Genomic DNA, 21810 nt, shown 5'->3' with positions numbered 1-21810 from the left:
CGGCTAAGTCCGAACGAGCTTCTGTGGCTTGACTCCTTCGAGACGCTTGATCTCGCCCTTCACTTCAAGATCGAGCTTCACCGTGATCGTGTACCACCCCACATGACCCAGGCGGTCCTTCTCATCTTCGCTCAGGTTCGCTTCGACAAGGACTGGAAGTTCTTTCCAGGCAACGCCTTCGCTGTGCCTCGGGATGGATTTCAGTATGGCTTTCCGGATGGCATCGTATTTCCAGCGGTCGATGCGCACGGGCTTCTTTCCTGGTGTGGGTGTCTCGCAGACCACTCGGTCCGCCGATGCTTTTGGCATTTCTTTGACTCCGTCAACGTCGCGGGATGTACGCCTCCCATGGTCTCCTTCTCCCGATCGCAGTGTGCATTCGTCAATTGGAATGCGGACATCAGCACCTTCGGCCTTGCCCGTGGGGTCGCGCTGTTAGAAAGAAGGGGAACGGAGGAATCCCATGAACCGTACGATTCTGATTTCAATGACTGCACTGATCTTCTTTGTGGCTTGCGCGCGAGCTCAGCAGCCGGAGGCCGCCACCGCGGAAGCCTCGGAGGGAGTGCCGATCACCTTTGTTCTTGAAGCGCCTGCGAATTCGGCGCCCGTCTACTTGACGGGCAACCTGGAGGAACTCGGCCCGTGGGACCCCGCGAAGAAAGAGATGACGTTCCGCGATGGGAAGTTCACGACAACCCTGGCCGTTCCTGCAGGGACGGAAATCGAGTACAAGTTCACGAGAGGTTCCTGGGACAAAGAAGCGCTCAACCCGGATGGAAGTGTGCCCGGAAATCGGACCCACACTGTGGAAGGAGCTGCTACGCTGCATGACTCCGTCCCTCTTTTCCGTGGGCTGGATGCAGATATTCCCTATCCGGATCCAACGCGGTGGGAAGATGAGATTCGTGCTTTTGAACAACTCGACATGCGAGCGCGCTATGCAGCGAACTCGGTCGTGGCCGTCGGTTCATCCAGCATGAGGATGTGGCACGACTCCATCGAGTCTGATCTCGATCCGTTACGGATCATTCCTCGTGGATTCGGCGGCAGCATGATGAACGATGCGCTGTATTACGCCGATCGTATCGTCCTGAAGTACAACCCTCAGACGGTCTTGCTCTACGAGGGTGACAATGATATTGCCCATGGCGTTCAGCCGGAGACGATTCTGGACACGTTCCAGGCTTTCTGCAAGAAGATCTGGGATTCGCGCGAGGACACGCACATCTACGTCCTGAGCACAAAACCCAGCCCTAACCGTGAGCAGTTCTGGCCGAAGATGCAGGAGTTGAACGATATGCTGGCTGCCGAATGCGCGAAGGATGACCGTCTGATTTACATCGACGTAGCGACGCCGATGTTGACGGAAGACGGAAAGATGCGGCCGGAGTTGTATCGTTCGGATATGCTGCACATGAACGAGAACGGCTACGCGATCTGGACTCGCGTGGTGCGCGATGCGATGCTGGAGGCGGAGGCGAGTCGCTGAGCGAGTTCGCCAAGAGAATCGACCCCAGTGTGAACAACGACACTGATGTTCCTCCCGTTCTCGATTGGAAGCCATGCGACGCGTGGGCGCTGGCGGTATTCGCTCTTCTCTCCACCCTGACGATCCTGCCGCTCTTTCTTGGCGGCGAATGGTTTGCAAGTCACGAGATGGCGCATGCGCTCGTGCGCCTTTCGGAGTTCAGCGAAGCACTGTGGGAAGGGCAGATTCCGCCGCGCTGGGCGGGCAATCTGCACGCCGGATTCGGTTATCCGTTATTCAATTTCTTTCCCCCTCTTTCGTTCTTCCCTGCCGAGTTCTTTCACACGCTCGGATTCCCGATCACGGCCTCGTGGAAGCTTGAACTTGTGCTGGCGCGGTTTCTGGGAATCGCCGGCATGTACTTCTTCCTGCGCACACGACTAAGTCGTGCCGGCGCGATGGTCGGAGCGATCCTCTTTGCCGCCGCACACTATCATGCGATTACGTTGTATGTTCGCGGCAACCTGCAGGAGTTCACAGCGCTCAATTTGTGGCCGTGGGCTTTCTTCGGAGTCGAGATCGCCGCACGCCGTTCGTGGCGATCGGTCGGCATTGTCGTGGGAGCAATCGCTCTGGCGGCTGTCGCGCTCTGCCACGTCCTGACCGCGTATATGTTGGCGTTTGCCATCGGCACATGGAGTATCTTTCTAATCGTCGAAGGAAGGAGCACTCCCGAGGCCATCCACCGTCTCTTGCGCTTGGCGTGTGTCGCAGCTCTTGCGCTGGGGCTCTCCGCGTTCTTCATTTTGCCGGCCCTCCTTGAGCTCAAGTATGTGCAGTCACAATCTCTCCTCGGCATCCAACTGACCGAGCATCTACTCTATTTGCGCCAGCTCTTCACCCCGCTGTGGGGACAGGGAATCAGCATCCCCGGCCCGGACGACACGATGACCTTTGCTCTCGGATGGGCGCTCTGGGCTGCAGTCGGCGGGGGAGCGCTGCTCCTGATTCTGAAGCGCCAGCGAAGTGCTTTCCCCTGGAGCATCCTGGCGCTATTCATCTTCTGTGTGGGAGCAATGCTTCAGTTTGCCGCGCCGCTGTGGCGGATCATTCCTGCTTCGAACTTCCTGCAGTTTCCTTGGCGACTGCTGATTCCAGCCAGCTTCTTTGCGGCAGCGCTCGGCGGATGGCTGGGCGATCGACTTGTAGCGAAATTCCCCCTCACACAACAACGGAATCGCATCGCGTTCCTTTTCCTCCTCGGGGTGCCTCCCGCGCTTACTGCCCCCTTCCTGACGCCAGTCCACTACTGGCTTACGGCCCCCGAATATGGGGTCGAAATCGAGCGTCGCAGCATGAGCACCACCGACGAAGGCGATTACTTGCCAGTTGCTGTGCTCGAGCGCCCACACTTCACGTCGATCCGCGGACTCACATGGAAGGAGAAGAGCGGTTCAGGAACGCTGATCGAACACAGCGGCGTCCGGCGCCTCTACCTGATCGATTCCGACGAGCCGGGCATCGTCTTCACCGACACCTTCTGGTTTCCCGGCTGGCACGTCCGATTGGATGGGAAGGAGATTCCGACAGAGCCCACCACAGAATTCGGTGTCATCGGCTGGCAACAACCGGCGGGGTTGTATGAACTGGAACTGCGATTCGAGTCGACGCCCGTGCGGCGTGTTGCGGGGATTTTGAGTCTCTTATCTCTCGTGGTTGTTCTTGCGTGGATTGGGTATGTGCGCCGGATGAGCAGAGGAATGCGAGACGTTCAAGAGCCATAGGGCACCTTCATTTCGTACTCTCCATTTTCATCACGCGCTGACGGGTCTGCTTTGGATTGTACCTGCGATCCTAGCTTGTGTGTTCCTTTTCCTTGAAGTCCTCTGCTTTATGAATTAGCGTGCATATTAGAATTAGAGGTGGAGGGTTCTCGCACGACCAGGGAGGAGAGGAGTGCTTCTATTGGGCTGTCAATCGGCCCAAGAAAACACGTCATTTCCTACCGCATCCCGATCAGAGCCTTCTTCTCGTCTCTCGCAGTGCGAAAGGGGGATATGCATGGCTGGACAGGAATGCTCCATTCTTCGGATGGGCGTGTTGCTGGGACTTCTCCTGCTGCTGGGCAGTGCGCTCCCGTCGTCTGTCTCAGGTGATCCACCGGGCGCTTCCGGGGATCAGTCGACCGGCAGTGGGACAAGCCAGCAGTCGGATGCCAAAGGATCGCAGAATACGAAGAAGCCCAACGGCAACGTGGAGAAGAAGGAACTCATCAGCCCCGTTCGCATCGCGATCGGCCCGGACGGTCATCTCCTTGTTTCGGACTACCAGGCCAGGAAGGTCCGTGTGCTGCACCGGGATTCGCTGAAGGTCTTACGCTCGTTAGATGTGAACGGCAAGCCCCTCGGCGTGGCCTACGCCAACGATCGGATATTCGTCGGAAACGAAACCCTGGGGGCAGTTCAGATTTATACTCCCGGCGGAAAACTGAAGGGCACGATTGGCAAAGGTGATGAACGTGCCCGTAAACCGACGGACATGGCAATCGATCCCGTGGGGGAGAGGCTCTACGTCGTTGATGGGATCGATAAGTGTGTGAAGGTCTACGATCTCGACGGGACGTTTGCCTTCTCCATTCCCGCCAATCCTCCGAATGAATCCACACTGGCCGAACCGACCGGAATTGCGATCGATTCGGAGCGAGGCGAAGTTCTTGTCAGTGACTTCGGCGATGGCAGTTGGTGGGGCCCACCACGCATCCAGATCTTCCAGTGGGACGGCACTCGGATGGGACAGATTTCGGGAAAGGCAGGCATGATGGGCTCCCGATTTTCGCGACCACAGGGTTTGGCGGTGGACGGAGAGGGGCACATTCTGATGACCGACAGTCTGTCAGGCGAGGTCTTCGTCTTCGACCGGGCGAACGGTCAAACATTGACTACAATTGGTGAATTCGGTTTGGACCCAGGGCAGTTGCGACTCCCTCTCGATCTTGTAGTCTATCCCGATGACGGCCGGATTCTGGTCACGAACAATGGATCGGCGCGGATAGAAGTCTTTGAGCAGGGAGGTGCCGCGCAATGATTCGGATGAGTTTCTCGACTTCGTTCTTCGCAGCAGCCCTCCTCATGATCCTGCTCTCCGCACGGTCGGCCGAAGCGCTCAACGCAAATCACACGAGTTGCAGCAATTGCCACAGTATCCACGGGGCAGTTGGCCCTGCGCTCCTAAAGGACATTACCGCCGAGACGGTCTGCCTGAGTTGCCACGGGCCCGCAGGCATTGCCACCACAGTTGATCTTCACCGGACGGACACGGGAGGTGACTTCACGTGCCTCGAGTGCCACGATCCCCACAACAACCTGACCAATTGGCTGGCTGGAACCAACCTTATGATGGTTCTGCCAACGATCATAACGCCGAACAGCGGCTCGATGGATACGGTGTTCGAGAGCCGCGGGACGGATCTTGGTGGTCCGACGCTGCATTCCTTCGCGGACAACGATGAAGATGGAAACGGGACCTACGATGGCGCGTGCGAGGTTTGCCACACATCGACCACTTATCATCGCAACAACTCCTCTGGCGATCACTCTCATGAGACAGGGCGTACCTGCACAACATGCCATCCCCACGGAGACGGCTTCGCGCCGGCCGGGGGGACCTGCACCGGCTGCCACGCAGTGGCGCAGGACAATGGAGACAACGTCCCGCCAGGCGGCCGTCGGGCAATTGTGGATGAATTCGGCTATGCCAGTCATCACGTCTCGACCGGAGTGACGGATGCGGGTTGTGTCGTCTGCCATGACATGACGTTCCACCAGCAGGGCACCGTTCGATTGATGAACGCAGATAACGCGGCAATCGTCTACACTCTGACTGACCCGAACCTGTCAACCTTCTGCACATCCTGTCATGATGACGATGGATCGACGGAGCAAGGCGGTGCTCCATTCTCGAGCGCCCTGATGCCTCCAGTCATCTCTGAATCCCTCTGGCTTACGGCCTCTCACAGCGTTGCCTTGCTGGAGTGCATGGATTGCCACGATGGTGGGCACGGTTCGATGAAGCGCAAACTGCTTGCGCCGTTCAACGTGCCGCCCACTGCCCCGGCGAATGCTGAAGAAGAAGAAGGATTCTGCTTTACTTGCCACGATCCAGACGGGCCGGCTTCGACCGATATCGCCAGTCAGTTTGGCCTTCCGATTCGTTGGGTCGCGGATGTCGCGGGACCGAACTCCAATCTCAATCTCAATGACCGGCACGATGTGGAGTGGGATGCTCAGTCACAGAGCGGGGCGAAGATCGAATGTGTGGATTGTCACAACCCGCACGCCGACGATTCGACTCAGCCATTCCGAAGTGATCCCGATCCCAACGATGGGCAGATCCCTGGGGACGTCTACGTGACGGGATCCGACTTGATGACTGACTGGTGCCTCGATTGCCACGATGGCAGCTACGGACCGGGAATCACTCCGCCCACGACGGCTCTTGTCGACATCCTGGCATCCCACCAGGTGGACAGTCACGGAACGGCAGGCGGCAACGCCAGTCTGAAGTCAGGCTACGGATGGGCGGCAGACCAGACTCTGCCTTGTCTTGCCTGCCACACCGCTCACCCCGGAACATCGAATCAGAACCTCTTCCAGGCAAAGGACACCATCATGTCGCAGGACGGAACGACGGCCATCCCGAGCGACAGTGGCAGTGCCTACGAAATGACCGACAATAGCGTGAAGAATCCAGACATTAATGGCTACGAGTGGTGTAATACGTGCCACACAGGCAGCATGGGCGACAAGAAGGACAATTGCTTCGACTGCCACTTCCACGGCACACGCAACTGAGGAACGCTGTTGGACGACCTCCCGAATCTCTGGCCCCTCCTGCACGGAGGGGCCAGTGCTTTGGAAGCAACTCACGCTGAGCAGAGGACCAAAGCCTGGAACCAGGACAGGACGTGCGGACGATGGAGCCTCAGCAAGAGAAAGCGGCCGCGAGTGCTTGAAAAGGCTTGGCTCAACATGTCAGTTCGGTTTGTCTGAGGCCGTGCCCGGGTGGCGGAATCGGCAGACGCAGCGGACTTAAAATCCGCAGTCCGTAAGGGCGTGGGGGTTCAAGTCCCCCCCCGGGCACCAGACCACACTTCTTCAGAGCAGCAGTTGGTGAATTCGCTTCTCATACTCCTGACACCTCATCGATTCCCGAAGATCAATCGAAACATTTGTACATGATTCAGTCTTCCAAACGGACTCTTCAATCACCTATTATATTCGCCATTTCCATTGCGGGCATTCACGCATTTCAGGGACAATGACAACCAATTGATCCGAGCTCGCAGGTAACTCTCGCGACAGCGCGATTTGAAGGATCTCGACATGGCGATTGAAGATTCCGAACTCTACCAAGAGACAGGCAAGACTTGGCGCTATTTTGGGTCTTGGCGAGACAAATCCTTTGCGGGCTATCTAACGGCCCTTGCAGGCGTGGCCCTAGCCTACTCAAGGTATGACGCAGCGCCCATCAGAACAGGTCTCTTTGCAGCCGTAATCGTCATCTCGATCGTCTTCTGGGCTTTTGAACACCGTAGTCGCATGTTGATGAACGCATGCCAGTTGGCTGCGGATAAGATCGAGAACGGAAGAGGATGTTACAACAGACTTAATAAGACAAGATACAGCGGAGGATTTCTTCTGACCTACGGAATGGGAGTCAATCTTCTCGTTGCTCTTATCATATCGATGGCGGTTCTTGGACTCGTGGCCTATTGGCCAGTCTGGTGCGGTGCCGATCCATGGAAGTGCTTACTCGCCACTGCCGTATTGCCACTGATGGTGTTCTCTCTTGTGACCTTGATGCATAGAGGGCTTCACAAGCCTCACGAGGAACAGAGGAAGGATTTTGCCCAACTGGCGTCCGAGAGGCCACCTTCTGCTCCCAAATGAGAGTTTGATTTGCGGTGGCCTGTGCATACCACTCTGGTAAGGGGATGAGAACGATTCCGCCGATCTGTCTAGTCGCGCAAAGAATCAGCGACCTTCTTCCTTAGCTATCCCTTGCCCGTGAAGGCCAGTCGATGGAAGATGCCCTTTGGCTTCTGAACGAATTCCCAGGTGGTCTGGAGAATGATGGAAGAATATCCTAAATGGCTGGACATCGCCATGAAGTTGCAGGCGATCGCGCGAACGGGACTTCACTATGCCGATAATCACTATGAGATCGATCGATATGAACAGGTGGAACAACTCGCCATGGAGATGATGGCTGAAGGATCTGGAATTCCGCGCGGCGAAATTCCTGATCTCTTCGTCAATGAGACAGGATACGTTACTCCAAAAGTCGAAGTTCGGGGTGTAGTATTGCGCGAAGGAAGAGTGCTTCTGGTGCGCGAGATAGCGGACTACGGCCGATGGACTTTGCCGGGAGGGTGGGCTGACGTTTGTCTTACTCCTGCTGAAAACATAGTGCGGGAAATCCGCGAGGAATCCGGCTTTGAAACGCGGGTAGAACGGCTGCTGGCTGTCTTCGATCGGCGTCGTCATGATCATCGTCCACCCGAGCCGAGGCACTGTTACAAGATGTTCTTCCTCTGCGAGATTACCGGCGGCGAGGCCGCGGCATCCACAGAGACTTCTGAGGTCCGATTCTTCGATCCGGAAGATCTGCCAGAGCTTTCCGTATCCCGGGTTACCGCGGAACAGATCAAGCGGATGGCTCAAATGGTCAAGGAGGGACAGCTTAAGGCGGATGTGGACTGAAGACCCGAAGCTGTCCCCTGCAAGATTCTGTGCATGGCGCAACTATCAGATCCAGTCCGCGGAACAGATCGATCGCGGTTTTAGACTCAATGATGAAATCGAAGTCCGCAATCATCCCGAGTTAGCGAGCAGCAGTTGAACTCGAGACTCTCAGCATCAGACCCATACCCGAACATAGGACGTGAAACCCCTTTTCCTCGCTCTCTCCGTTCTGACGCCCCAGCGGAGCCGTTCTGCTCACATCATCCTGATTGAATTGCTCGCTTCCCCGACGACCCGGCGGCCTCTGGCTTGTACTGCCCGAGCTCTTGAATTGGGAATCAGCGTGACGCCGATCGAACAAGCGCTGGGCCACGCGATCAGTTCGCTCTCGTGGGTCACAGTCAACAACCACATCCCATCCGTCCGAGCCGCGACGATCGCACCAGTGTTCGCCGCAGTGTGGAAGAGTACGCGCTTGATGGCGTGTCCCAAAACTCGGAACACTAGTGCTCACACGGCATCCTAGATCCCTGTGTTTTCATGATCCTGTCATTTCAGCAGGGCCGTACGATGAGGAAATCTGCGAGCTTCTCTGCGACCTTCTCCAGTGTATCTTCTTCCGCTGTACTTACCCCGTTTCGCGAGGCGAGCAGAGGACTGACATCGCGGAGAGCATCGTAAGTTGTCCCATGAACGATTGGAACTAGTTGCTGACGCTGGAGTAATACCGAAAGCTCCTTGTCAGCAACGCTCTCTTCCGCAAGTCGCTGCAGCAGCGCCGGGGTTACGAGCACTAGTCCCACGCGCGACTTCGCCAAGCCCTTGTCTATGCTGCGGAGAAACGGAACGCCGAGAGGAATGTCATTCTCACTAAACCAGACTCGAACCCCACGCGCATTGAGTAAATCGTGCAGATCCTTGGCCACTCCTTGCCTGTCGGCCCAGGCGTGGCAGAGAAACGCATCACAGAGCTCAGGCTTCTCCTTCGCGACGACCTCGATACGTTCGCGGATCGGAGTGAGATCCTGCAACTGGGTGGGCGTATAGAGAACGGGAGAACCCGGTCTGGACCACGTCGCTCTCGTTGTGCGCTTGCCGCTGCCCTGCACTCTTCCGCTACCGGACGAGTTGCTTCCAGCCAATGGAGAAGCATAGGAAGGGGAGTAAGTCGGTCTGTAACCGTAACCGCGGCCTTGGCGACCACAAACAGGGCAGTTCGCCCTCCCGCTTTCTGTTCTGTGGCCGTAAACTGGTGCTGTGCATCGAGCCATTCGAAATCCTCCTCTTATTTTTCCTGAGCCGCATTGTGTCTCTTCGGCAGGCCGAAAGAAAGAGAAAAACGCAACCTGTGGGACTGAATGGGTTAGACCCAGCCCCCTCCACGGAAGACTGACTCCGTTCAGCTTGTTCGTCCCAGGCGCAGCGGGCTTAACATCCGCAGTCCGTAAGGGCGTGAGGGTTCAAGTCCCCCCCTGGCACCAGGTTTCCCTAATTCGCAGATTCGAACGCACCAACATCGGGCTCGCCGATATAGGCTTGGCCTCGGGCATCTTTGGTCAGGCCTTCGATGGGTATTCCAGCCTCGATGGCCGGGGAGCCGGCGCCGGGCGTGTAGTTGTGGTCTGTGGGATTGGTGAAGCGTGGCTCGCCGATGATGGGATGACTGCCCAGCGCGCTTTCAGCCTCTGTGAAGAGGTTGTGCGTCATCCGAGTATCTCCACGCATGGTGCTGACGGATTTCGCCCCGTCTGCCAGATCGAAGATGTTGTTGGAGATGTTCATGGTCGTCTGATCGCCGCGAATGGCGACGTTTGAGATTCCGTGAAATGTGTTGTGGTGAATTTCGGAGGTCGCCGCCGGAGTCACGAGCAAGATCCCGGCATCCGGGTTCTCGAAGATATTTGTGGAGAACACGGTCCGCGCAGCATGCGCATAGACAGCGGCACCGCCTCCGCTCGATTCAAAGAGATTGCTCCGAATCAGAATGCGAAAGTCCATTGGTTCCGCAGAAAACTGCGCGGCATAGATGCCAGCCACACCATCATGAAACAAGATGTGATTGTTCTCGATCACACCAGTGACACCCGGAGTGCGAGCGTTGGCGATGATACAGAACTTGTTTTGCGTGTCGGTCCGATCGATAGTGTTGTGGTGTATGTGGAAGCCATCGATGGCGCCATCCAGTTGAATCCCATCGCCCGGCGAGTTGATTTCCTCGGTCCAAGGCTTCCCATTCCTGGGGCTCACTCCTTCCTGTAGCCACGCTTGATTGACCGCAGAAATGTGACAGTTGGCGATCTCCACATTGGCGGCGTTCTGGACGAATATCCCATCGTCCTTTGTATATTGGATCCTCGTGCTCAGAATCCGCGCGCCATTCGCGAAGACTCGTACGGCCCAGGTGGGGCTTTCATCGGTGCCCTGGCCAAGCAACTCACAATTGTAGACCGTTCCGTCTTCTGCGTGGTTCCAGGAAGCGAATCTGATCAGGCTGGTGGCCTCGGACGAGGTAATTCGCAAATCGCGGATAGTGGATCCAGCGCCTCGGAAATCAAAGGCATGCGCACCGGGGACATTCGCGTGAATCTCGGGACGAGGAGCGGTTTCATCGCCGTACGCACCGAGGAGGATGTTCGTTCCATTGACGGTGATTGATGCTTCGAGTCGATCCCGTGTGCCGCGCTTTTGCAGATAAGCTGTTGCGGGTTGGAATCGCACATCTATCCAGGAATGCAACGGTTTCTCCGGCGAACTTCCATTGCCTGGATCTGGCGCAGATGGATCGACATAAACGATTGCATCGTAATCGTGGACATCCGCGATGCTTTCGGCTTGGGCGTACGCGCTGGCAACAAAGATCACAAACGCGGGAAGCGCGAGGAGACTGCGCACTATCGTTGGCGAGGCTGCAGACATCCTGTTTCTCTCCTTCGCGCGCCGGCGGCGCATCTTCCCGAATGCGTCAATATCGTCGCAACCTCGTCCCATGCGCGCAATGGATACTCCTCATGAAGCTGGCGGCCCCTGTTGAGGCCGCCAGCGAACGTCTTTGGTTTTCGGGTAGTGCTACTTCATCATCCATCCGCTCACGGGAGGCTCTCTGAGAGTAGAGGTTGAAATCAGAATGTCGTAGTCTGTTCCGTTGCCGAAAGATCCTGCCGTCCCGAGGATCCCATCGCGGTAGTCAAGCCAACGAATGAGATTGGGAACCGTCAGGTCCATGACCTGTTCGCCAAGCAGAATGCCTTCGACGGTATCAAAGCGGTAAAGCGCCGACTGCGCCACGTCGTTCTCATCTGTGATGTACCCTCCGACCAGCAGAGTCTCTTCGCTTACCAGCGCGAGAGTGAGGGACTGGTCGGTCTTAGCGGCTGGATGGGCAATCGTCTTGGTCCAGAGTGGAGAGGCTTCGCGGCCAGGGGATTTTCCATCTCCGGACGCGTATTTCATGACCAGTATGTCCAGATCGTTCCCGTTATGGGTATAGCCGGAAACATAGGCGTCGCCCGCCTCGTCAAGAACCACCGCCCACGCGATATCGTCTCCCGTGTTTGGATTCGGAGCATACGTGCTTTCCCACATCAGGGTCCCGGCGGCGCTGTACTTCCGGACGTGCCAGTCAAGATTTTCGGCCGGCACATTGCCGCGATAGCCGACGACTGTCATGTTGCCTGCCGTATCGACTGCGATGTCGAGCGCGATGTCCTTGTAATCGAATTCCGTCGAGTAGTTGTAGTGCATCGGGAATCCCGTAGCGAGATTTCCATCCGGATCGTATTTCAGAATGACCCATTGTCCCCTCCGATCATCCCAACCGCCGAACTCGTATCCGCAGACATAGATGTTGTCGCTTCCATCAACAGCCACGCCTCGCCCATAATTCCAGGCCCCGACTGCGTAGTCGTGCTCCCAAAGCAAGGTCTGGCCATCGGCTGAAAACTTCCTAATCAGGAGGGCTGCTTCAGAAGCCGCTTTCTGGCCGACCAGGATCATGTTGTCATGACTGTCCACGCAAACTCCGCGGTACAATTCCTGGTCAGAATTGACGCCGGTCGTGTAGGTATTCGACCAAAGGACATTCTCACCCGTCGGGTCGTATTTGGCGGCATAAGCATCAATGCCAGATGCAGAGAACTCCTGTTTCAATTGCCCACCGACGATGAGGTTGCCCTGGCTGTCGATGGCTAGACTTCGTCCGTGATCGTCGCCGCCTCCTCCATCGAACACTTTGCTCCAGATGGAAGTCACGACATCTCCTGGGACCGGAGTCGGCGGAACTCGTGGAGAAGCGCTGGCCTGAACGCCACCCGCATAGTTCGGCACGCCGTCGTAACTGAATGCCGTGTAGTAGAAGGTCGTGCCATTCACAAGGCCCGAATCGACGTACTGCGTCCCCGTGCCGTCGTAGATATTGTCACCATCATTCTCGTCTGCTGGGAAATCATCCGTGCGGCGCTGAATTCTTGTGCCGGCAAAATCGTCTACGGGATTGGTCCAGAGAAGAGTCACTTGGCCATCGCCGGGTTGCGCGTTGAAGCCGGAGACGTTCTCCGGAGGCGTGGTGTCCGATCCTCCGGTCGACCAGGTGACCTGATCGAGAAATGCGGCATCGAGACCTGCGGAGCCGCCGATGTCTTTGGCGTAGCTCCAGTTCAGCGTGTGCGTCCCTTCAGGGATCTCGATGACCTTCTGTTCCCAGTCCACATCGCCGAAGATCATTGTCATGCCGACGGAATTGTCGTACCAGAAGTACAGAATATCGTACCGGCCGGCTCCCGAATCGTTCTGGGAAGAAACCTTCCACCAGAAACTCAAGGTTCCGGGACCTTGTACCACAGTCGTGAGATCGGATTGCTGGACGTTGCCGACTGCGCCACTGCGAGCGGCATCCACGCCATCGTGCGTGTAGGCGGTTTGGGAAAACCAGGGCGAGATCGAGGCGACGCTGTCTCCCCAAACGAGATCGGTGTTGTCGACGGCATCGCCGACATCGGCGTAGCTCGGCGAGACCAGCAGACACAGCAGAACACTTCCAAGAATAGCGCACAGAATGTGCTTCATGGTTCCCTTCCTCCGTTGGTAATGCTCACTCATACAGAGTAGACTGAGATCCTCCCCGTGAGAAAACAGTGGATACTGGTGAGCGCATATACAGCTAAAATCAAAGAGATGGGCGGGTCAACTCGAACGTCGGTTGCCAGCAGTTCACCTCTCCGTCCCGAATATTCCCGCACTGCAATGTCGCTGAGTGAGATCAAAATCAAGGTCCCGCCCATTTGCGCGATGAATGCCGTTGATTCCACGGGCACGGGCGTGGGGAATTGACCTGGATAGTCTGCGGCGATTCTGGGCCTTGGAGGATCAGCGAGATGAATCGATTTGTGGGAATTGTGCTATTGGTTGGCGCAGTTGCGCTTCTGGGCGGATGTCGCACAGAGAGGTCAGCGACAGAGGAGCCTGCCACTCAGATGGTGGGTGCGTGGTCGAAGGCTGATGTCATTAACGCTGAAGTGGAAGAGGTTGCCACGAAGGCGGTTTCTCTTCGCGCAGAGGAATCGGGAGAGGCGTTGGAATTCCAGGAAGTTCTGGCGGCCCAGATGCAAGTTGTGGCCGGGGTCAACTATCGGCTGACTCTGCGAGTGGAGGATTCCGGCAAGGAGAGGACTGCGTCTGCGATCGTCTGGAAGAAGCTGGACGGCACGTGCGAGTTGACTTCGTGGTCTTGGGAGTGACGCGCCTCCGCTTCAGTCCGCCAATGCGACCTCAAGGTGCGCGTTGAACTCCTCCGGTTCTTCCAGCCAGGGGAAATGCCCCGCAGTCTTCATAGCGATGAAATGTGCGGTGGGGAACAGGTTCGCGTAGTCGCGTGGCACGGATGGCGGGACCACATCCTGTTCGCCGTGGATGATTGTGATCGGGCAGTCGAGTCCATCCAATCCGAGTTCCCAATCGGTGTTGTTGTACCAATCTTCGACCGACGCCATCACCGATTCATAGACTTCCCATGTCAGATTCGCGAGCCCGGGTTTCCCTTCGCGGTGAAGTGGCGCGTAGTAGGTGTGCACCATGATATTGGAACGCTCGGCCATCAGGCGTCCGCGTTCTTCGGGTGTCGGGGCCGCATCCGCCTGCTCCTTCAACTGGCGCACGCGAGCGCTTTCCGCGGCGGAGAGGCGTTGTTCGACGCGTTTGCGGAATCCTACGAGCCAGCCTTTTCGCGGACCGATCGGGCAGATGAGTGTGAGGCGTTCCACGCGTTCCGGGTGGCGCGAGGAATAGAAGGTGGAGAGCACACCACCCCAGGAATGTCCGAGCACGCCGATTCGCTCTGCTCCGAGATACTGGCGCACGGCCTCCATGTCTTCGATATTGGCATCGGCCGTGAAGGGGCCATCGCTCGGCGAGCCCGGAGTGCCGCGCTGGCAGATACCGATGGCGCGGTATCCCGCTTCGGCAGCCCGCACGGCGAAGTATGGGAACAGATAGTCCGTCCCTCCCGGGCCGCCATGCATCAGAAACAGCGGCGTTCCTTCGGCGACCGCGGCACGAACCAGCACGGAGCCTTCACCGGAAATGGGGACGGAGAATTTCTCACTGCGCATTTGTGAATCCTTGTGTGGTGTTGAGCGAGACTTCAGCGTTCCGAAAGCAATTCTTCGAGCAATACGCCTGCCACTTCGCGTGCGCCTTCGCCTGCTTCGAGAATTGGACCGACGCACGATGGGCAGCCGCCCTGGCAGGTGCAGCCGTTCAGCATCTCGCGGGCGGCCTTCAGCACTTTCGTTTCCATTGTGAAGAGTCTGCGCGCCAGGCCGATCCCGCCTGCGAATCGATCCCAGATGTAGATCGTCGGCAATTGATCGTACGGGGCTCGCACCATTGCGGTCACACCGATGTCGCGCGGATCGCACATCACGTAGATGGGGACGGTGTTGCGCAGCAGATGTGCCAGGCCCTTGAGCCCGGCGGCGATATCGTGGCCGCGCTTCTTCAGTTCTGCACGCAGCGTCGGACGGAATGTGAACCACATTGCTTCGGTTTGGATCTCGAGTTGTGGAACGCTGACTGGGCCATAACCGATCGATTCGTGTGTCTCGAACTTCACCTTCTTGAAACGCGCGATCACGGTCGCGACGCTGATGTCGCCAAAGCGCTTTGCCTCGAGCACCTTATTTGATTCAGAGACCATGAGTTCTTCATCAACGGAAAGCACTTGGATGTTCGAACTCGCCTCGGCGTCGGTGTAATAATCGACGCGGCGCTGGCGCACATAGCAGGTGCGGCGATCCCATTCCAACTTCTCGACGTAGTACGTCACGGCATTGTGAATGTAGATCGCGTGATCGTGAATCAGAAATGGCGCGGCGTTGTAGTCGACCTCGCCGAGAACCTCGTTGTTGTTGCCCGTATCAAGAATAATGAAGTTCTGGTTCGCGCCTGTCCGCAGGCTGACGTTTTCGGCCGGGTACGCGTCCTCCGAGTAGTGCCAGCGGTTTCCGCTGTGGCGCAGCACGTGCTGATCTTCCAAGTACTGCAGGATCGGCTTTGGATCCGTACCGCCGAAGGCTTCGGTGCGCTCGAACGGGAGCTCGAACGAACCGCATTTCAAGTGCGACGCGAGGATCGTCAGGTTGTCCGGATTGATGATGCCCTGCTCCGGCGAGCGCCCGAAGAAGAACTCCGGATGCGTCATCAGGAACTGGTCGATCGGGGAATTGCCGCCGACGTAGATGGAGAGGGCTGTGCTGGCCTTTCGACCGGCGCGGCCGGCTTGTTGCCAGGCGCTGGCGATCGTTCCCGGATAGCCGGCCATGATTGAGACGTCAAGCCCACCGATGTCGATCCCCAATTCAAGAGCGTTCGTCGACACAACACCGAGCAAGTGACCGTTCTTCAAGCCCTGCTCGATGCGGCGTCGTTCGAGGGGCAAGTAGCCCGAACGATAGCCGGCGATTCTGTCGGGATCGCGGTGCATGCGAGACATCGTGCGCTTCAGGTAGGTCGTGATGACCTCCACCATGTTGCGCGACGATCCGAAGACAATCGTCTGGTGCCCGCGCGCAATGAAGCGCGAAGCGAGGCGACTGGCCTCTGTCCGAACGGACTTGCGGATGTTGAGTTCCTTGTTCACGACCGGCGGGTTGTAGAAAACAAAGACGCGTTCGCCAGTCGGCGCGCCGGAATCGTCGACCAGCGCGAAGTCCTTCTGCGTGAGTTGCGTCGCCAGTTCCGCTGGGTTGGCAATCGTTGCTGAGGAGCAGATGAAGGTCGGCTTCGAGCCGTAGAAATCACAGATGCGATTCAGGCGGCGCATCACGTTGGCCAGGTGGCTGCCGAAGACGCCCCGGTACTGGTGCAACTCGTCGATGACGACGTAGCGCAGGTTTTCGAATAGCTGAATCCAATTCGTGTGGTGGGGGAGAATGCCGCTGTGCAGCATGTCCGGATTCGTCATCACGATGTGCCCGGCGTTGCGCAGCGATCGTCGAGTGGCCGGCGGCGTGTCGCCGTCATACGTGTAGACGCGAATATCTTTCCCGCAGGCCTGCGAGAGTTCGTAGAGCTCTCGGTACTGGTCGTGACTGAGAGCCTTGGTGGGGTAGAAGTAGAGGGCGCGGGCGTTCGTGTCGTCGAGGATGCTCTGCAGGACGGGCACGTTGTAGCAGACCGTCTTGCCGGACGCGGTCGGCGTGACAACGACAGAGTTCTTTCCTGCCATGGCGTTCTCAATCACCTGCGCCTGGTGCGTGTAGGGCTGGGCGATCCCGCGGGCGAGCAAGGCATCGCGCAGTGGCTGCGAGACGGCCTCGGGCCACGGCGCCGTGCGCGCCGGGCGAGCGGGCACGCGCTCCACGTGGGCAATATTCCGCCGGACGGAGGGGTGGTGGAGAAACTCCTCGATCAGTGCCTCGATAGGGCGCTTGTCATTGGATCGGCTGGCAGAGGCGTCGACGCTCACGGGGACATCCTTTCGGCACGCAACTGGAGCCGGATGTAGCACCGGGGGCGCAGACGCTCAAGGGCGAAGTTTCGGCGAAGGCGAGGTGGATTGCCTCACCACTTCGGCTCCTCCGTCGCGATCGTGATCAGCCAATCGCCGGTGTGCAGCCGGAAGTCCGCTGGGGGATTGGTCACCGTGCGGTGCCGCAGGGTCGTCTCGCCCGGCAGATTGGCCTCCAGGCCCGAACCGCCCGCGCGCTCCACCGCCACGGCCAGGGCGTCGTATTGCTCTTTGACGAGCTTCTGGACCTCCAGGAACGACTTGTCGATCCAGGCCGAGGGGATTTCGCGCTTGTAGAACTGATTCCCGTACTGGCTGCTGAAGATCTCGTCGGCGATCTCTGTCACGCCGCGAATGCGGGAACTGGCGGCCAGCAGTGTGCCGCTGTAGTCGTCGGCGATGACGACTTCTTCAATTCCGGCCAGGAGAAGGTGCTGAATGTTGTCGCGCGAGAGCAGCTCAGCGCATGTGAAGATCCCGGGCGAAACCTTCTCGATCATCATCGCAGCCAGAATCGTCCGGGCATCGCGGTCCTGGTCGGAGCGCGTGGCGATGGATTTGTCCGCCAGGAGGATCGCGCGGGAGGCCCGCTCGACGCCGGCCTTTTCGAGGACGTCCGTGCGCGTGTAATCGCCTTCGATGAAGAAGATGCTGGGGTCGTTCTCGTGAGCCTCGCTGAGAGTGGGCTTCTGCTCTGCGAGGATAATAATGCTTCGCGCCTTGCCGCCGCGGGGGCTTCGGAGTTCTTCCAGCAGAGTGCGCGCGGAACGATTCCATCCGCAGATGATCACATGATCCTTCAGATCGTCCAGGTTCATCAGATTGCTCCTTAGGCCTGTTCGGAATCGATCCGCCATCACGGCGGAGACCGTACCAGTGAAGAGTGCAAAAACAGTCAGCCCTGCCGCCATGATGATCACGGTCAGCAGTTTGCCTGCGAACGTGGACGGGATTTCTCCCCCCGGTTCGCCGGCAATGATCGAGAAGATCGACCACCAAAGCGTTTCGCCAAAGCTGTCGAAGGCGGGATTGGCGGATTCGACGCCACGCAAACCCAATGCGACACCGACGACAGTAACGAGAATGAGCATGACGATCTGAAGCTGCTCGCCGACAACCTGGCGAAGAACGCTGGCCATGCGTCGATTGCTGCGCATCAAGAGCGGGCCGACGCGGAAGAGCCTCAGTAATCGGAACAGTCGAAGAAGTCGCCACGGCCGCAGAAGTGGAAGCACCGAGATGATGTCGAGCCAGTACAGGCGGAAGAAGGAACGCTTCGACGAGGCGGAATAGAACCGCATGGAGAGTTCGATCACGAAGAGCGCGGTGATGATATCGCCCGCAAGGTGGACCATTTGGTAGCCGGCGATGAAGAGCTCGGCAAAGAGCAGCGCGACCGACGCGACAATCAGGAAGGCAACCACGTTATCCGTGATCGGATGCGTGATGAAGGCGCGAACCTTCGATCGCAAGACGCGCGATTTGGCGGCGGCTCTCGTCAAGAATAGGCTCCTACAGCTTCCTGAGTCGTTCGTTCATCTTGCGCGGGTCGCCGGCCAGCAGAAGCGCATCGCCGGCCTGGAAGACCGTGTCCGGGCGCGGAACGAGTCGCTGCTTGTGGCGCTTGATCAGAACGCATTGAGCCTCCGCCTTCTTGCGAAGGTCGATTTCCACCAGCGTCTTGCCAACTAGGTGGACGGGTACCTCGTACTCGATCAGGGCATAGCCGTCACCGATGTCGACATGGCCGAGCCGGTCCGCCACATTGATCGCATCGACCGTAGTGGCCATCGAGTCGCGCATCGCAAGCTCGCGATTGTAGGCATCGATGACATCGCTGCGCAGTAGATCGCCGAGCAAATGTCCATCCGCCTTGTCGACGACTGGAAGGACCTCGAACGGCACGTCGGCGAAGAGCTTCATTGCGAAACTTAGATCATCCTTTGGATGAATGGGCGCCTCGACGGGCACGGCAATATCCTGAGCGACGATAAGTTCCAACAATGATTCCCTTTCGAGGATCGCGATCTCCAGGTTCTTCGATTCCAAAACGCCGAGGAGTTTGCCGTTGCCATCGACCATCCACATGATCGGGAAACGCGTTTCCATGAATCGTTCGAGCACTTCCGTCAGCGGCGCGCCGGCATTGATCGATTCGACTCGAGGTTGTACCACGTCGCCGACCTGGAGGCCCTTCAGCAGATTGACATCGCCGCGGGCTTTCAGGCTCACGCCCTTGTGCGTCAGCTTTGCGATGTAGATCGAATCCCGATGCAGCCAGGCAGAGATGAGAACGCTGGGAATGCAGGCGGCCATCAGCGGGAGAATGACGCTGTATTCGTAGGACATTTCGAAGATGACGAGCACGGCCGAGATCGGTGCGCGCGTTGTGCCGGCAACGAGAGCGCCCATCCCAACGAGCGCCAATGCGTGTGGCGATTGTACCCACCCGGGCGCGATCCGCATCGTGATGACGCCGACAATCCCACCCAGCAGCGCACCGATCACAAGGGACGGAGCAAACACACCGCCCGATCCGCCGGATGTCAGAGTTGCGGATGTCGCGAAGACCTTCAGCAAGAGAATGAGGATCAGCATCCCGAGACCGATCTGGTTTTCGAGTACGGCGTTGATCGTATCGTAACCGACACCAAACACGTCCGGCACGAAGATGCCGATTGTTCCGACGAGAAGACCGCCGATTGCGGGCAGCAGGAACGGGCTGAACTTCCACCGATCGGCCAACTTCCAGCCCCAACCGAGTGACTTGATGAAGCCGGCCGAGACGAAAGCGCTGCCGATACCAACGATGAAATAGGGGATGATCGTGATCAGATTGATGTCTTCGTGAAAGGGAGGTACCGTGATCTGTGGGAAGTCGCCAATGTAATGACGGCTGATCACGGTGGCGACGACGGAGGCAATAACGATCGGGCTGATCTTTGCCGTGCCGAAGTCGCCGAGGACGACCTCGACGGCGAACAGAGCGCCGGCGAATGGCGTGTTAAACGTGGCAGCAATACCGCCCGCCACGCCGCAGCCAACGAGCGTGCGCATCTGCTTCACGGAGACCCGCAGCGATTGGGCGATCCAGGAACCCACAGCAGCACCAATGTGCACGACGGGGCCTTCACGGCCGGCCGAGCCACCACTGCCGATGCAGATTGCCGCGGCGACGGCCTTCAGAGGTGCAACGCGTTTGCGTACGGCGCCGCCGCGAAGGGCAACGGACTCGATGACCTCGGGAATTCCGCTGCCTTTTGATTCGGGGGACCACTTGACGACCACGGCCGCCACGAGCAGGCCACCTAAGGCTGGGGCGAGCAACTTCCAATACCACGGCAGGGTTTCGAGGTAGGCGAGGTCGACGTTGCTGGACTGGAAGAAGGCGAACTGGCTCCAGTGAATCAGCCAGCGAAAGAGAATTGCACCGTATGCAGAGAGGACACCAACGACCGCTGCCATCACGAGAATCAGCACCTGGTCGGAGCGAATGAACCGACCAACGCGAATCCAATATGCTTGCAGTCGTTCTCGCATCGTCTACCTGTCAGCGGACGATTTGCGTTCCGATTCCTTCGTTCGTAAAGAGCTCCAATAACAATCCGTGCGGGCGGCGTCCATCGAGGATGTGGACTTTCCGACAGATGTCGAGCGCACCGGAAGCCGCGCGAATCTTCGGAATCATCCCACCGGACAGCGTTCCGTCGCTGATCATGGACTCCACCTCGCCGCGGCGGATCGTCCCGATGACTGACTTGGGATCGCTCGGATCGCGCATCACGCCGGGAATGTCGCTGACGAAAATCAGCTTTCGCGCCTTGATCGCCTTCGCGATTTCCAAGGCCGCCGTGTCTGCGTTGATGTTGTAAGTCTGGCCTTCGGCGTCCGCACCGATCGGCGACACAACCGGAATGAAATTGCTGGAGGAGAGGACTTCGATGACTTCGGGGTGGACTTCTTCGACCTCGCCGACGAAGCCCAGATCCGTGCCGCCCGGCTGGTGCTTGCGAGCCCGCAGTAACCCGCCGTCCTTGCCCGAAACGCCGACGGCACGCGCCCCCGCGGCGTTCAGGCCGGCCACGATCTCGCCCGAGATGCGCCCGGCCAGGACCATTTCGGCGGCGTCCAGCGCCTGGGCGTCTGTCACGCGCTGGCCGTCGATGAACTGCGTCTGCGCGCCCATCTGGGAGAGCAGCGCGGTGATTTCCTTCCCGCCCCCGTGGACGACGACCGGGTGAATCCCGACGGTCTGCATCAGGGCAATGTCCTGGATCACGGCTTTCTTCAGTTCTTCCTCCACCATGGCCGCACCGCCGTACTTGATCACGGCAATCGAGCCGCGGAACTGGCTGATGTACGGCATGGCTTCGATCAGGATTTCCGCCCGGGCGGTCAGTTCTTCGATGGACAGATTGCGCATTGCAGGGCCTTTCTGCGGGAGTCCGAGAATCGCGAATATGGTGCGGGAGGGGGCGGGGCGGAGCAAGTGGCGAGTGACGAGCCGCATTCCCCTTGCGTGCAGGGCCGCCATTCCGCCAACTCGGGCCTCGCGGCGGGGATTGCCCGTTGCATCCCACGGGAGACGACCGAAA

Annotated in this window: 16 protein-coding genes and 1 tRNA gene; 8 read left to right on the top strand and 9 right to left on the bottom strand. The window is 58.3% G+C overall.

The window, feature by feature from the left end; all coding sequences use genetic code 11:
- Positions 1 to 3: 3 nt before the first annotated feature.
- Complete coding sequence (locus KQI84_14580; protein ID MCB2156099.1) at positions 4 to 309, bottom strand: hypothetical protein; 306 nt, start codon at positions 307 to 309, stop codon at positions 4 to 6.
- A gap of 154 nt (positions 310 to 463) precedes the next feature.
- Between KQI84_14580 and KQI84_14575 the strand changes: the two genes are divergently transcribed.
- From KQI84_14575 to KQI84_14545, 7 genes are all read left to right on the top strand, one after another.
- Positions 464 to 1492, top strand: a complete 1029-nt coding sequence (locus tag KQI84_14575) for a hypothetical protein (GenBank protein ID MCB2156098.1) — start codon at positions 464 to 466, stop codon at positions 1490 to 1492.
- Between the two features lie 29 nt (positions 1493 to 1521).
- Positions 1522 to 3255 (top strand): hypothetical protein, encoded by a 1734-nt coding sequence (locus KQI84_14570; protein MCB2156097.1) that lies wholly within the window; start codon positions 1522 to 1524, stop codon positions 3253 to 3255.
- 277 nt (positions 3256 to 3532) lie between these two features.
- On the top strand, positions 3533 to 4555 hold the full coding sequence (locus KQI84_14565) for an NHL repeat-containing protein (protein MCB2156096.1): 1023 nt from the start codon (positions 3533 to 3535) through the stop codon (positions 4553 to 4555).
- The gene (locus KQI84_14560) at positions 4552 to 6321 is read left to right on the top strand and encodes a hypothetical protein (protein ID MCB2156095.1); all 1770 of its coding nucleotides are present in this window, start codon (positions 4552 to 4554) and stop codon (positions 6319 to 6321) included. The genes KQI84_14565 and KQI84_14560 overlap by 4 nt, the downstream gene beginning before the upstream one ends.
- Before the next feature lie 204 nt (positions 6322 to 6525).
- A tRNA-Leu gene (locus KQI84_14555) sits at positions 6526 to 6612 on the top strand.
- A 240-nt stretch (positions 6613 to 6852) separates the two neighbouring features.
- Entirely contained in the window at positions 6853 to 7419 is a 567-nt protein-coding gene (locus tag KQI84_14550) for a hypothetical protein (protein MCB2156094.1), read from the top strand.
- Positions 7420 to 7602: 183 nt separating this feature from the next.
- Positions 7603 to 8232, top strand: a complete 630-nt coding sequence (locus tag KQI84_14545) for an NUDIX hydrolase (GenBank protein ID MCB2156093.1) — start codon at positions 7603 to 7605, stop codon at positions 8230 to 8232.
- A 536-nt stretch (positions 8233 to 8768) separates the two neighbouring features.
- On the opposite strand, the gene KQI84_14540 is transcribed toward KQI84_14545, so the two are convergent.
- The 3 genes from KQI84_14540 to KQI84_14530 all read right to left on the bottom strand — a co-directional run bounded on the left by KQI84_14540 (position 8769) and on the right by KQI84_14530 (position 13275).
- Positions 8769 to 9485: a toll/interleukin-1 receptor domain-containing protein gene (locus tag KQI84_14540; protein MCB2156092.1), complete on the bottom strand. Its 717-nt coding sequence runs from the start codon at positions 9483 to 9485 to the stop codon at positions 8769 to 8771.
- A 217-nt stretch (positions 9486 to 9702) separates the two neighbouring features.
- Entirely contained in the window at positions 9703 to 11130 is a 1428-nt protein-coding gene (locus KQI84_14535) for a right-handed parallel beta-helix repeat-containing protein (GenBank protein MCB2156091.1), read from the bottom strand.
- A gap of 150 nt (positions 11131 to 11280) precedes the next feature.
- The gene (locus KQI84_14530; protein MCB2156090.1) at positions 11281 to 13275 is read right to left on the bottom strand and encodes a hypothetical protein; all 1995 of its coding nucleotides are present in this window, start codon (positions 13273 to 13275) and stop codon (positions 11281 to 11283) included.
- 308 nt (positions 13276 to 13583) lie between these two features.
- Here KQI84_14530 and KQI84_14525 point away from each other — a divergent pair, with 308 nt between their 5' ends.
- Complete coding sequence (locus KQI84_14525) at positions 13584 to 13946, top strand: hypothetical protein (GenBank protein MCB2156089.1); 363 nt, start codon at positions 13584 to 13586, stop codon at positions 13944 to 13946.
- Positions 13947 to 13958: 12 nt separating this feature from the next.
- On the opposite strand, the gene KQI84_14520 is transcribed toward KQI84_14525, so the two are convergent.
- The 5 genes from KQI84_14520 to argB all read right to left on the bottom strand — a co-directional run bounded on the left by KQI84_14520 (position 13959) and on the right by argB (position 21638).
- A complete protein-coding gene (locus KQI84_14520) occupies positions 13959 to 14816 on the bottom strand; it encodes an alpha/beta hydrolase (GenBank protein MCB2156088.1) in 858 nt (285 codons plus the stop codon).
- Positions 14817 to 14848: 32 nt separating this feature from the next.
- The gene (locus KQI84_14515) at positions 14849 to 17128 is read right to left on the bottom strand and encodes a DEAD/DEAH box helicase (protein ID MCB2156087.1); all 2280 of its coding nucleotides are present in this window, start codon (positions 17126 to 17128) and stop codon (positions 14849 to 14851) included.
- Positions 17129 to 17268: 140 nt separating this feature from the next.
- Complete coding sequence (locus tag KQI84_14510; protein MCB2156086.1) at positions 17269 to 18717, bottom strand: NAD-binding protein; 1449 nt, start codon at positions 18715 to 18717, stop codon at positions 17269 to 17271.
- 10 nt (positions 18718 to 18727) lie between these two features.
- Positions 18728 to 20755 (bottom strand): chloride channel protein, encoded by a 2028-nt coding sequence (locus KQI84_14505; GenBank protein ID MCB2156085.1) that lies wholly within the window; start codon positions 20753 to 20755, stop codon positions 18728 to 18730.
- Positions 20756 to 20765: 10 nt separating this feature from the next.
- Positions 20766 to 21638: an acetylglutamate kinase gene (gene argB, locus KQI84_14500; GenBank protein ID MCB2156084.1), complete on the bottom strand. Its 873-nt coding sequence runs from the start codon at positions 21636 to 21638 to the stop codon at positions 20766 to 20768.
- Positions 21639 to 21810: the final 172 nt, after the last annotated feature.

The sequence above is a fragment of the bacterium genome, assembly GCA_020444065.1.
Lineage (GTDB): Bacteria > Sumerlaeota > Sumerlaeia > SLMS01 > JAHLLQ01 > JAHLLQ01.
Note: the sequence above shows the minus strand (reverse complement) of the source record. Positions and strands in the feature narration are given on the sequence as shown.

Excerpts from the sequence above, each read along its gene's own strand:
- KQI84_14545 (MCB2156093.1), top strand. The coding sequence starts at position 7,603 with ATGGAAGAATATCCTAAATGGCTGGACATCGCCATGAAGTTGCAGGCG.
- KQI84_14520 (MCB2156088.1), bottom strand. The coding sequence starts at position 14,816 with ATGCGCAGTGAGAAATTCTCCGTCCCCATTTCCGGTGAAGGCTCCGTG.
- KQI84_14575 (MCB2156098.1), top strand. The coding sequence starts at position 464 with ATGAACCGTACGATTCTGATTTCAATGACTGCACTGATCTTCTTTGTG.
- KQI84_14550 (MCB2156094.1), top strand. The coding sequence starts at position 6,853 with ATGGCGATTGAAGATTCCGAACTCTACCAAGAGACAGGCAAGACTTGG.
- KQI84_14540 (MCB2156092.1), bottom strand. The coding sequence starts at position 9,485 with ATGGCTCGATGCACAGCACCAGTTTACGGCCACAGAACAGAAAGCGGG.
- KQI84_14535 (MCB2156091.1), bottom strand. The coding sequence starts at position 11,130 with ATGTCTGCAGCCTCGCCAACGATAGTGCGCAGTCTCCTCGCGCTTCCC.
- KQI84_14580 (MCB2156099.1), bottom strand. The coding sequence starts at position 309 with ATGCCAAAAGCATCGGCGGACCGAGTGGTCTGCGAGACACCCACACCA.
- KQI84_14505 (MCB2156085.1), bottom strand. The coding sequence starts at position 20,755 with ATGCGAGAACGACTGCAAGCATATTGGATTCGCGTTGGTCGGTTCATT.
- KQI84_14560 (MCB2156095.1), top strand. The coding sequence starts at position 4,552 with ATGATTCGGATGAGTTTCTCGACTTCGTTCTTCGCAGCAGCCCTCCTC.
- KQI84_14530 (MCB2156090.1), bottom strand. The coding sequence starts at position 13,275 with ATGAAGCACATTCTGTGCGCTATTCTTGGAAGTGTTCTGCTGTGTCTG.
- KQI84_14565 (MCB2156096.1), top strand. The coding sequence starts at position 3,533 with ATGGCTGGACAGGAATGCTCCATTCTTCGGATGGGCGTGTTGCTGGGA.
- KQI84_14525 (MCB2156089.1), top strand. The coding sequence starts at position 13,584 with ATGAATCGATTTGTGGGAATTGTGCTATTGGTTGGCGCAGTTGCGCTT.
- argB (MCB2156084.1), bottom strand. The coding sequence starts at position 21,638 with ATGCGCAATCTGTCCATCGAAGAACTGACCGCCCGGGCGGAAATCCTG.